Annotated in this window: 10 protein-coding genes; 8 read left to right on the forward strand and 2 right to left on the reverse strand. The window is 53.3% G+C overall.

Features of this window, described 5'->3' with window-relative positions:
* Window positions 1–11 precede the first annotated feature (11 nt).
* The 4 genes from NNO02_RS00140 to NNO02_RS00155 are packed head-to-tail and all read left to right on the forward strand — an operon-like array spanning window position 12 to window position 4,235.
* Window positions 12–929 carry an SPFH domain-containing protein gene (locus tag NNO02_RS00140; RefSeq protein WP_005125227.1) on the forward strand — a complete coding sequence of 306 codons (918 nt, stop codon included), beginning with the start codon at window positions 12–14 and terminating at the stop codon, window positions 927–929.
* Complete coding sequence (locus tag NNO02_RS00145; RefSeq protein WP_271454006.1) at window positions 926–1,384, forward strand: NfeD family protein; 459 nt, start codon at window positions 926–928, stop codon at window positions 1,382–1,384. Before NNO02_RS00140 ends, NNO02_RS00145 begins: the two co-directional genes overlap by 4 nt.
* A 20-nt stretch (window positions 1,385–1,404) precedes the next feature.
* Complete coding sequence (locus tag NNO02_RS00150) at window positions 1,405–3,549, forward strand: hypothetical protein (RefSeq protein ID WP_271454007.1); 2,145 nt, start codon at window positions 1,405–1,407, stop codon at window positions 3,547–3,549.
* Complete coding sequence (locus tag NNO02_RS00155; protein ID WP_271454008.1) at window positions 3,519–4,235, forward strand: DUF3142 domain-containing protein; 717 nt, start codon at window positions 3,519–3,521, stop codon at window positions 4,233–4,235. Before NNO02_RS00150 ends, NNO02_RS00155 begins: the two co-directional genes overlap by 31 nt.
* On the opposite strand, the gene cueR is transcribed toward NNO02_RS00155, so the two are convergent.
* The gene (gene cueR, locus NNO02_RS00160) at window positions 4,232–4,642 is read right to left on the reverse strand and encodes a Cu(I)-responsive transcriptional regulator (protein WP_126318972.1); all 411 of its coding nucleotides are present in this window, start codon (window positions 4,640–4,642) and stop codon (window positions 4,232–4,234) included. The genes NNO02_RS00155 and cueR overlap by 4 nt on opposite strands.
* Window positions 4,643–4,750: 108 nt before the next feature.
* Between cueR and copA the strand changes: the two genes are divergently transcribed.
* From copA to ybaK, 3 genes are all read left to right on the forward strand, one after another.
* Window positions 4,751–7,255, forward strand: a complete 2,505-nt coding sequence (gene copA, locus NNO02_RS00165) for a copper-exporting P-type ATPase CopA (protein WP_271454009.1) — start codon at window positions 4,751–4,753, stop codon at window positions 7,253–7,255.
* Window positions 7,256–7,409: 154 nt separating this feature from the next.
* Window positions 7,410–8,204, forward strand: a complete 795-nt coding sequence (locus NNO02_RS00170; RefSeq protein WP_271454010.1) for a TraB/GumN family protein — start codon at window positions 7,410–7,412, stop codon at window positions 8,202–8,204.
* 202 nt (window positions 8,205–8,406) lie between these two features.
* The gene (ybaK, locus tag NNO02_RS00175; protein WP_137384598.1) at window positions 8,407–8,886 is read left to right on the forward strand and encodes a Cys-tRNA(Pro)/Cys-tRNA(Cys) deacylase YbaK; all 480 of its coding nucleotides are present in this window, start codon (window positions 8,407–8,409) and stop codon (window positions 8,884–8,886) included.
* Window positions 8,887–8,998: 112 nt separating this feature from the next.
* On the opposite strand, the gene ushA is transcribed toward ybaK, so the two are convergent.
* Window positions 8,999–10,651 carry a bifunctional UDP-sugar hydrolase/5'-nucleotidase UshA gene (gene ushA / locus NNO02_RS00180; protein WP_271454011.1) on the reverse strand — a complete coding sequence of 551 codons (1,653 nt, stop codon included), beginning with the start codon at window positions 10,649–10,651 and terminating at the stop codon, window positions 8,999–9,001.
* A gap of 173 nt (window positions 10,652–10,824) precedes the next feature.
* On the opposite strand from ushA, the gene fsr reads away from it, so the two are divergent.
* Entirely contained in the window at window positions 10,825–12,045 is a 1,221-nt protein-coding gene (fsr, locus tag NNO02_RS00185) for a fosmidomycin MFS transporter (RefSeq protein WP_121584311.1), read from the forward strand.
* The last annotated feature ends 183 nt before the right edge of the window (window positions 12,046–12,228 follow it).

Raw genomic sequence — 12,228 nt, forward strand, 5'->3', positions numbered from 1 at the left:
AGGTTTCATCGATGCTCATTTTTATTCCTATTCTTATTTTTGTCGCACTGGTCATCGTCGGTGCGGGCGTGAAAATCGTCCCGCAGGGATACCAGTGGACGGTGGAACGTTTCGGGCGTTACACCAAGACCCTGCAACCGGGGTTAAGTCTTGTTGTGCCATTTATGGACCGAATTGGTCGTAAGATCAACATGATGGAACAGGTTCTTGATATTCCGTCGCAAGAGGTCATCTCCAAAGACAACGCTAACGTTGCCATTGATGCCGTGTGCTTTATTCAGGTCATCGACGCGCCAAAGGCGGCGTATGAAGTCAGCAACCTGGAACTGGCGATCATTAACCTGACCATGACCAACATCCGTACCGTTCTCGGCTCGATGGAACTCGATGAGATGCTCTCCCAGCGCGACAACATCAATACGCGCTTGCTGCATATCGTTGATGAAGCCACCAATCCCTGGGGCATCAAAATCACCCGTATTGAGATCCGCGACGTGCGCCCTCCGGCTGAGCTTATCGATGCGATGAACGCGCAGATGAAAGCAGAGCGTACCAAGCGTGCCTACATTCTTGAAGCCGAGGGGATCCGCCAGGCGGAGATCGTCAAGGCCGAAGGTGAGAAACAGTCGAAAATCCTGAAAGCAGAAGGTGAACGCCAGTCCGCTTTCTTACAGGCCGAAGCACGTGAACGTTCAGCGGAAGCGGAAGCTCGTGCAACGCAGATGGTATCTGAAGCCATTGCCGCTGGGGACATTCAGGCTGTGAACTACTTTGTGGCACAGAAATACACCGAAGCGCTGCAACATATCGGTTCGTCGAATAACAGCAAAGTGGTGATGATGCCGCTGGATGCCAGCAGCCTGATGGGCTCCATCGCCGGGATCACTGAGCTGATTAAGGACAGCGCCAGCGAACGGAAAAAATCATGATAGCGATGATTCTGGTTCACCCACATATCTTCTGGCTTAGCCTCGGGGGTCTGCTATTGGCCGCCGAGATGCTGGGCGGTAACGGTTATCTGCTATGGAGCGGTGTAGCGGCGGTGATAACAGGGCTGGTTATCTGGCTCGTACCGCTCGACTGGGCGTGGCAGGGAGCAATGTTCGCCGTATTAACACTGCTGGCGGCCTGGTTGTGGTGGAAATGGCTGGCGAAGCGCGTGCAAGAGCAGAAACCGGCCGACAGTCATCTTAATCAGCGCGGACAACAGTTGGTTGGCCGTCGGTTTACACTGGAAACCGCCCTGGTCAATGGTCGCGGGCATATGCGCGTCGGCGACAGCTCGTGGCCCGTCAGCGCCAATGATGACTTAAGCGCCGGAACACACGTTGAAGTGGTTGCCGTTGAAGGCATTACTCTGGTAATCAAAGCCGTATCACCATAAAACAGACAGGAAATAAGACTATGGTCAGGAAGACACCCCTCGCCTTTGCCCTTTTCACACTACTGGCAGTCGCTCCTCAGGCGTTTGCCTCATCAGATATAGAAGATTGCAAATGGAGCGATGACCACTGTCTGCTGAAAGGCACGCCTACCTTCAGCCCCGGAAACGACAGCCGTGATAACCTGCTACGACTGCTGAGTCAGGAGAAATCGTTCGCCCTGCCGATACAGGCGATGCCTGAGGATATCACCCGCTCCCGTGATTTCTATTTCGCTTATCACCCGCAGTGGGATGACATCACGTCGCCCGCAGCCGCAGCCCCGGAGCAAAATGCTGACGACACGCTAACCCGGCAAATGGCTGAACTGCACATCAGCGCGGATGAGGTAATCCGCAATAATGATGATCTCGAAAACCGCCACGTTTCGAATAATATGAGCAGTGCCAGTCAATTCTTTGCCGCGCTGCTCGCCGATACCTCGTTGACGGTTGAACAACGTCAAGCTCTGGCGCACGCGCGTATGGGGCTGTTGTCCGGCGCAACCCGTGAGCAGATCGATGCCTCATTGACTACTCTGCCTGTGGATTCCAGTGCCCAACGCTATAAAACGTACCTGATTGCCGCCGCCAATTTCTATGCCGGTGATTATGTGAATGCCGAACAAGCGTTTACTCAGTTGGCGAAAAGCGATCGCCCATGGCTGGCAGAAACGGCGCAGTACATGCTAATGCGCACAGCACTGAATAAAAGTAGTCAGAACAGCGTCGGTGAATACGGTGATTTTGATATCGCCAGAATTAACCACCAGGATGCCGCTCAGGCACAGACACAGGCGCAAGCCTATCTGCATCGCTGGCCGCAAGGCCAGTACGCCGATTCGACGCGCGGTATGCTGCGGCGTATCAACTGGTATTTACAAGCCTGGCCACAGCTGGCCGGACTGTATGAGCAGGCTCTCGATACGTCGGCCAATGCGCAGCAGTTGCGTGAGACCGTGACAGAATACGATAACGTCTACGGTATGCAATTCTATGATCAATCCGTAATTGAAGCCTTTCCTGATGCCCCCCGCGTGAGCTATATCGAACTGTTACGCGCACTGCGTCTGAATAGCGATAAAAAACCCACGCTGACCCAGGCGCAACTTGATGCGAGCAAGCCGGTATTTGAACAAAGCCAACACATGCCGCTGTGGCGCAATCTACAGCTGAATTTATGGATGGCGGCGGGCAACTATGCGGCCATTGTTCAGACAGTAACCCCGGCGCAACAACTTTCCGCACACGATACGCTCGCGTTTAGCGAACAGGTGCTCTACGGCGAAGCGCTAATGGGCCAACAGCAATGGTCTACCGCACGCGCGTTCTGGCAGCAGTTGCTGAAAGTGAGCAAAGATAACGAGCAGCAGCAATATGTGCAGGCCAAGCTGGCGGCTACGCTGGTCTATAGTGGTGACAGCGCGGCGATATTCGCCCCGGACAGTGCGGTAACCAATCTGCGTTTCCGCTCTCAGGTGCTGAAAACACAGGCAACGCCTGAACTGCTACGCCAGCAAGCTACCCATGGGCCTAACAATGAAGAGCGCACGATAGCCCTGCATACGTTGCTGGTTCGGGATCTTACCGAGAACCGTTTTGCGGACTGGTTGAATGACCGGAAACTGGCCCGTGCCATTAGCCAACCGGTTGTTGGCTCTGCATTTGATGACGTCAATCTGAGCGTGTTTGACTGGAACGGTGATGCCGCTCAGGTCGGCTATACCTGCCGCAGCCTCAATGAAACGGTCACGGTATTAAGCCGCAAAGCCGATGATGCCCACGCGCTGAACTGTCTGGGTGAGTTCTTCCGTACCACACAAACCCATGTCGATCTGTGGAAAAACAGTAGCGGGAACGATGTGCTGGAAGTGGCCATTACGCGACAGGAGCCGTTCGGCCAGTTCGACAGGCAGCGCTATTATCAACAGGTTATCGCGTCCCCAACAGCGGAAGTCGAGGATAAAAGTTTTGCGCTGTATCGGGCCATCATGTGCTACTCCCCGTCAGGTTATAACGAATGCGGCGGCGAAGACGTGGATAAATCACAGCGAAAAGACTGGTTCGCGCAGTTAAAGACGCAGTATCCGGGAAGCCCGTGGGCGCAAAAACTCAAATACTATTGGTAATTGCGCTGCTGGCCGGTCAGGCACAGGCGGCGGATATCGTCGCCGCCCGTGACCATTCGGCCTTCTGGCTGTGGTCCGGGGTGAAAGCCAGTGATGAACTGCAAAATGCGCAAACGGTCTATCTGCATCAGGGCGAGGTGCTGGTTCGATCGGGTAACGTGGTTTTCCAGCGTCTGGGACTGCCAGTCAGTCGTCTGACTTTTCCCTCAATCTGGCTGACGGTCCGCTTTACCACGCTCGACGTACCGGAGGAGATTCCGGCCCGAATCATACGGCTGATGCAACGCTGGCAGAGCGCCGGCAACCACGTCGTCGGCCTGCAGGTCGATTTTGACGCGGCGACCCACCAGCTTGCTGATTACGCCCGTTTTCTGCACCAATTGCGTCAACAGTTGCCGCCAGAGTTTGCGCTTGGCGTGACAGGTCTGCTGGACTGGGCAAAAACCGGGGATGTCGCCACGCTAAACGCACTGGCGGTCGATGAACTGGTGGTGCAGAGCTATCAGGGGCGTCAGACGGTGGCAAATTATCAGGCGTATCTGCCTGCACTCGCCCGTCTGCGTATTCCGTTTAAGCTGGGGCTGGTGCAAAACGGTAGCCGGGATCTGCAGGCTGAGGCTCAGCTTGAAAAATCCCCGTGGTACCGTGGCACAGTGGTGTTTATGCTCAATCCCTCTCGCCGTTAAGCCTTTGCTTTGTGATGGCAGCAGCCGGAGAGATTATCCATGATCGGGCATTCGGCGCTATCATCACCTGGGCAACTGTCCGCCAGCGCCAGCAAATGCAAGCGCATGGCCTGCAGCTCGCTGATATGCCGCTCGATATCCGCCACTTTTTCTAACGTGCGCTTTTTGACATCCGCGCTGTGACGCGCCGGATCGTTAAACAAATTGACCAGCTCACCGCACTCTTCCAGGTTAAAGCCAACCTGCCGCGCCTGACGCAACAGCGTCAGTTCATTCAGATGCTGCTGGTTGTATGTGCGATAGCCGTTTTCGCTACGTAGTGGCGGCGTCACCAGACCTTTTTCTTCATAAAAGCGTATCGCTTTACTGGTTAAACCGGTTTTTTTAGCAACATCGGATATATTCACATCTTCCCCCTTGACCTTCCCCTTGATGGAAGGTTTAACCTTTATAACAGTTAGTCAAAACGACTGCTAAGGTCAACGTTTACCGACCAATCATAGAGGAAATTTGTTATGTCTCAAACTATCGATCTGACTCTGGACGGTCTGTCCTGTGGTCACTGCGTAAAACGCGTTAAAGAAAGTCTCGAACAACGCCCGGACGTGGAACTCGCGGATGTCACGGTGACAGAAGCCCATGTCACCGGTAGCGCCAGTGCCGAGGCGCTGATCGAAACCATCAAACAAGCCGGTTATGGCGCGGAGTTAAGCCACCCAAAGGCTAAACCGCTGGCGGAGTCATCAATCCCGTCGGAAGCACTGGCAGCGGTCCCCCCTGAGCTTCCGGCAGCTACGGCTGAAGAAGATGATAGCCAACAGTTGCTGTTAAACGGCATGAGCTGCGCCAGCTGTGTCTCCCGCGTACAAAATGCGCTGCAAAGCGTACCGGGTGTCACGCAGGCACGGGTAAACCTGGCAGAGCGCACTGCGCTGGTAATGGGCAGTGCATCCGCCGCAGATTTAGTGCAGGCGGTGGAAAAAGCCGGCTATGGCGCGGAAGCGATCGAAGACGACGCTAAGCGTCGCGAACGCCAGCAGGAAACCGCCGTTGCGACCATGAAACGTTTTCGCTGGCAGGCGGCGGTTGCGCTGTTGCTGGGTGTCCCGGTCATGGTATGGGGAATGATTGGCGATAACATGATGGTGAGTGCCGACAACCGTAGCCTGTGGCTGGTCATTGGTCTGGCAACACTCGCTGTCATGGTCTTCGCAGGCGGTCACTTCTACCGCAGCGCGTGGAAAAGCCTGATGAACGGCACCGCGACCATGGATACACTGGTCGCGCTGGGCACGGGGGTCGCCTGGCTCTACTCCATGAGCGTAAACCTCTGGCCGCAATGGTTCCCAATGGAAGCACGGCATCTCTATTATGAAGCCAGTGCCATGATTATCGGTCTAATTAACCTTGGCCATATGCTGGAAGCACGCGCCCGCCAACGCTCTTCCAAAGCGCTGGAAAAACTACTCGATTTAACACCGCCAACCGCACGTGTTGTGACTGATGACGGTGAAAAAAACGTGCCACTGGCCGATGTGCAGGCAGGCATGTTGCTACGTCTGACCACCGGCGATCGCGTTCCGGTAGATGGCGAAATCACACAGGGCGAGGCCTGGCTGGATGAAGCGATGCTGACCGGCGAACCAATCCCGCAACAAAAAGGGGAAGGTGATAGCGTCCACGCCGGTACTGTAGTTCAGGATGGTAGCGTGCTGTTCCGCGCCAGTGCCGTCGGTAGCCACACGACGTTATCGCGTATTATTCGCATGGTACGTCAGGCACAAAGCAGTAAGCCCGAGATTGGTAAGCTGGCCGACCGTATTTCCTCGGTATTCGTTCCGGTGGTGGTAGTGATTGCACTGGTGAGTGCAGCAATTTGGTACTTTTTCGGCCCGGCACCACAAATTGTTTATACGCTGGTGATTGCCACCACCGTACTGATTATTGCCTGTCCTTGTGCGCTAGGTCTGGCCACACCCATGTCGATTATTTCCGGGGTGGGTCGTGCCGCTGAGTTTGGTGTGCTGGTACGTGATGCCGATGCGCTGCAACGCGCCAGCACGCTTGATACCGTCGTCTTTGACAAGACCGGTACGCTGACCGAAGGTAAACCGCAGGTTGTCGCCATCAAAACGTTCGGCAATATCGACGAAGCACTGGCTGTTCGCCTGGCAGCCGCCCTTGAACAGGGTTCCAGCCATCCGCTGGCCAGGGCGATTCTGGATAAAGCGGGCGATGTTACGCTGCCACAGGTCAATGGTTTCCGTACGCTGCGCGGTTTAGGCGTCAGCGGGGAAGCTGAAGGTCATACGTTATTACTGGGTAACCAGGCACTGCTCAACGAACAGCACGTTGTTACCACCGAAATGGAAACCGAGATCACGGCTCAGGCTTCCCAAGGGGCAACCCCGGTGCTGTTAGCCATTGACGGGCAAGCAGCAGCCTTGTTAGCGGTACGTGACCCATTGCGCAGCGACAGCGTGGCCGCGCTTCAGCGTCTGCACCGCGCTGGCTATCGTCTGGTGATGCTCACCGGTGATAACCCAACTACGGCCAATGCCATTGCCAAAGAAGCAGGTATTGATGAGGTGATAGCCGGCGTACTGCCAGACGGTAAAGCGGAAGCAATTAAACGTCTGCAGAGCCAGGGACGTCAGGTCGCCATGGTCGGTGACGGCATTAACGATGCCCCTGCCCTGGCACAGGCCGATGTGGGTATTGCAATGGGCGGAGGCAGCGATGTGGCGATTGAGACCGCTGCGATCACGCTGATGCGTCATAGCCTGATGGGCGTTGCGGATGCGCTGTCTATCTCGCGGGCAACGCTGCGTAATATGAAGCAGAACCTGCTCGGCGCATTTATCTACAACAGCATCGGTATCCCCGTTGCCGCCGGGATTCTGTGGCCGTTCACCGGAACCCTGCTGAACCCGGTCGTTGCCGGAGCTGCGATGGCGCTCTCTTCTATTACCGTGGTGAGCAACGCCAACCGACTGCTGCGCTTTAAACCGAAAGAGTAACTCTTTGCCAAACGGCACTTTCGTTTATCCGGCCTACAAAAAGTAAGTGATAATGTAGGCCGGATAAGACGATTTTGCGTCGCCATTCAACGATTCACGGATTGCACCTTCCTGGACCACGCGCTAGCATGGAAGTCAACTCAAGGGAGGCCGTATGGATTTGTTATACCGGGTAAAAGCATTATGGTCTGCACTGCGCGGTAACCATTATACCTGGCCGGCCATCGATGTCTCTTTGCCTGGCAACCGCCATTTTCATCTGATTGGCAGTATTCATATGGGTAGCCGGGGTATGGCCCCTCTGCCTGCCAGGTTACTGAAAAAACTCAGCCGCGCTGATGCACTGATTGTCGAAGCCGATGTCTCCGGTGACGATGCACCGTTTGCCAATCTTCCGGTTTTTGCTGCGCTGGAAGAACGCATCAGCGAAGAGCAATTGCGCAACCTGCAAAAAGTTTCTGGCGATCTTGGTATTTCCCCCTCCCTGTTTTCGACTCAGCCCCTGTGGCAAATAGCCATGATCTTGCAAGCCACGCAGGCGCAACAGCTGGGATTACGGGCGGAATATGGCATTGACTACCAACTGCTCAAAGCGGCTAAACAGGCGCAAAAACCCATTATTGAACTGGAAGGCGCTTCCAGCCAAATCGACCTGTTATGCCAATTGCCTGATAACGGTTTGGCTTTGCTCGACGATACCCTGACACACTGGCATACCAACGCCAGGTTGCTGCAACAAATGATGGGTTGGTGGCTTGAATCACCACCACAAAATGGCGAACTCACATTACCCAACACATTCAGCCAGTCTTTATATGACGTACTCATGCACCAGCGTAATGAGGCCTGGCGGGACAAACTCAAGGCAATGCCTGCGGGCCACTATGTGGTCGCAGTGGGCGCACTGCATCTGTATGGGGAGGGAAACTTACCGGAGATGATGCGATAAAAAAAATGGCCAATATTTCTATTGGCCCGTCAAAGAGGAATTTCATCATTATTATTATGCCGACGCTTAAAGCATCGGTGTAGGTCGATTGTCGCTCAAAGTCGTCATCCTGCCAATACTATTGCGCAAGATGGTACTATTTTTTCCACCACCATCAGGCGTATGCTTATGGCGTATTTTGTCTGGGCCAGGAAAAATTGCTATGACACCCGCCGTTAAACTACTCGAAAAAAACAAAATTTCTTTTCAGATCCACACCTACGATCACGATCCGTCCGAGACCAACTTTGGCGACGAAGTGGTCCGTAAATTAGGGCTGAATGCGGATCAGGTCTACAAAACACTGCTGGTTGCCGTGAATGGCGATATGAAACATCTGGCGGTTGCCGTCACCCCGGTAGCCGGACAGCTGGATCTTAAAAAGGTCGCGAAGGCGCTGGGCGCCAAAAAGGTCGATATGGCCGACCCAATGGTTGCGCAACGCACAACGGGATATCTGGTCGGCGGTATTAGCCCGCTTGGGCAGAAAAAACGTTTGCCAACGCTGATTGATGCACCCGCTCAGACATTCGACACTATTTATGTTTCCGGCGGCAAACGCGGGCTGGATATTGAACTGGCGGCGAACGATCTGGCGAAAATTCTGGATGCGAAATTTGCCGACATCGCACGCCGCGATTAAGCAGGTATGGAAGATTGCCTGATGGCGCGCAGCTTTAAGGCCTACAAACCGAATACGCTTACAGCCTGTAGGCCGGATAAGGTGCCAGCACCGCCATCCGGCACTCCCCCTGTTACTGCCAGGTAACTTCACCCTTCGGCTCATACATACTGGCATCCAGCGGTGAGTTTTTCTGTACGTACTCTTTCAGCACTTCCGCATCGATAAACCCGGTATTCACATAACCTGGCTTGTTATCAATTCGCGGATAACCATCGCCGCCGGTGGCATTGAAGCTCAGCGTTGCCATGCGATACGTTTTAGCCGGGTCAACAGGTTCGCCTTTGATTTTCAGATCGTTAAGTTTACCGTCTTTCGCCACAAAGCTGACGTTGGCAAACTGCGGATAGGCCCCGGAGTCCGGCTTCATTTGCGCCACGGCGGTCAGATAGTCAATCACCTCTTTCCCACTCATGTCGGCATACACCACAATATTGCCGAACGGTTGTACCTTCAGCACACTCTTATAGGTGATATCACCGGCTTCGATGGAATCACGGATGCCGCCGCCGCTCATCACGCCAAAATCAGCGCCGGTGCGTGCCATTTGCGCAGCAAGCAGCAGATGCCCCATGTTGGTCTGCACAAAACGCACCTTGCTACGGTCACCTTCCAGACGCGCATTGACACTGCCAATTTTGACATCCAACTGCGCTTTGCCTTTATTCTGGAATGGCGTCAGTAACGACAGCATTTGCTGGTTTTCAGCAATTTCTGGGGTGTAAAGTACACGCTCACTTTTACCGTTATCCCAGGTCACTTTTTTCTTCAGGTTTACCGGAATGAGTTGGTAGTTGACCATTTTCATTTCGCCATTGCGGAATTCAAAGTCCGCCCGGCCAACGTATTTACCCCACTCATGCGCCTGCACAATCCAGATACCGTTTTGCTTATCTGGCGCACATGGCGTACCCGGTACGTAATCAACCTGCTTTTTGTTTTCCGATGCCATGCACACCGGATCCTGCGAGTGACCACCCACAATCATCGCCAGCGCCCCGGTGGGCAGGCTACGCGCCATTTCCACATCACCCGGTGCGTTCGAGCCGTGATTGCCGTTGTCATAATGCCCCATATGCGTGGTAGCGATGATGATGTCTGGCTTTTCATTCATATTGAGTTCCTGGATAACCAGCTTTGCTTCTTCCGCAGGTTTGCGAAACTCAATATCGGTGAAGAACTCCGGGTTGCCAATTTTCGCCGTATCATCGGTTGTTAAACCCAGAACCGCGATTTTTAAATCCTGCCGCTTAAAGATAGCCCACGGCTTAAACAAACGTTCGCCGGTGCTTTTCTGATAGATATTGGCTGAGAGAAACGGGAATTTCGACCATTTTTCCTGCTGGCGCAAGACGGTCATGGGATTATCAAACTCGTGATTTCCGACCGCCATCGCGTCGTAGCCAATCAGGTTCATCCCGCGAAAATCAGGTTCCGCATCCTGGAGATCGGATTCTGGTACGCCGGTATTAATGTCGCCACCGGAAAGCAGCAGTACACTGCCGCCCTCCTCAGCCACCTCTTTACGAATACCGTCCACCAGCGTTTTTTGCGCCGCCAGTCCATATTCCCCGTATTCGCTGCGCCAGAAGTGACCGTGATGATCGTTGGTATGCAGAATGGTAATTTTGTAGGTTTTATCTTTTTCGTACGCCTGAGCAGGCTGACCTGCCAGCGCAAATGCGGCCAATAACGCCAGCGCCACACCCCGTGTTAAAAATTTCATGTACTCTCCCTGAGCCAATATCAACGACTGAAATTACAATGATATGAAATAATAGTCGAAAATGTTTTCAGAAATGAGACTTCCTTCAAACACCTTCCGCAGGTATGTTAGGCAAGTAATAATAACAAATTAGATTACCCTCATAATCGCAACCCAAACAGAAGTGACTTTCTATGGCAATAAGTGAACCAACCCAGCCAGTGGCTGGCGCGTCAGCGTCGGTTGCTAAAGCACGCACCTCATTTGGCATTTTAGGGGCGATCAGCCTCTCTCATCTGCTAAACGATATGATCCAATCGCTGATTCTGGCGATTTATCCGCTTTTACAGTCAGAGTTTTCACTGACGTTTATGCAGATCGGGATGATTACGCTAACCTTCCAGCTCGCCTCTTCGCTGCTGCAACCGGTTGTCGGCTACTGGACGGACAAATACCCTATGCCATGGTCGCTACCGATTGGAATGTGCTTCACGCTGAGTGGGCTTGTGCTACTGGCTATGGCAGGCAGTTTCCATATGGTCTTGCTCGCCGCAGCGCTGGTCGGTACCGGGTCTTCAGTATTCCATCCGGAATCCTCTCGCGTGGCGCGTATGGCCTCCGGTGGCCGTCATGGGCTGGCTCAATCTATTTTCCAGGTCGGTGGTAACTTCGGTAGTTCTCTGGGGCCACTACTGGCCGCTGTCATCATCGCGCCATACGGTAAGGGTAATGTGGCCTGGTTCGTACTGGCGGCCCTGCTGGCGATTGTGGTACTGGCACAGATTAGCCGTTGGTACGCCGCACAACATCGGATGAGTAAAGGAAAGCCAAAGGTCGCCATCGTCAATCCGCTACCACGAAATAAAGTGGTACTGGCGGTGGGGATTCTGCTGGTGCTGATTTTCTCCAAATACTTCTATATGGCGAGTATCAGTAGCTATTACACCTTTTATCTGATGCAAAAATTCGGATTATCGGTACAAAATGCTCAGTTCCACCTGTTTGCCTTCCTGTTTGCCGTTGCGGCCGGGACGGTAATTGGTGGGCCATTAGGTGATAAGATTGGCAGAAAATACGTTATTTGGGGCTCTATCCTCGGCGTAGCGCCGTTTACCCTCATTTTGCCCTATGCAACCCTTGAATGGACTGGGATTTTAACCGTGATTATTGGTTTTATCCTTGCATCGGCCTTTTCTGCCATTCTGGTCTACGCGCAGGAGCTGCTTCCGGGCCGTATCGGTATGGTTTCTGGGCTATTTTTCGGTTTTGCCTTCGGCATGGGCGGCTTGGGTGCCGCGGTGTTAGGACTGATTGCCGACCATACCAGTATCGATTTGGTCTATAAAATATGTGCTTTCCTGCCTCTTCTGGGGATACTGACCATATTCTTACCTGATAACCGACATAAAGCCTGATTTTCTGACGGCCAAAAGTAAACTTTGGCCGTCATCACTTACAGTGACCATCAGCCTTTGCCTCATACATCCCCCCGTAGTTTTCCGATCCGTGCTTTTTTACGCTTAAAATCCTATTTTCATCAAAATTCAATAATTATTCATAAACATAAACATTAAAATTGTCATAAACTATTACTCGGA

Source organism: Citrobacter sp. Awk 2 (genome assembly GCF_028069815.1).
In the GTDB taxonomy this organism is placed as follows: Bacteria; Pseudomonadota; Gammaproteobacteria; order Enterobacterales; family Enterobacteriaceae; genus Citrobacter.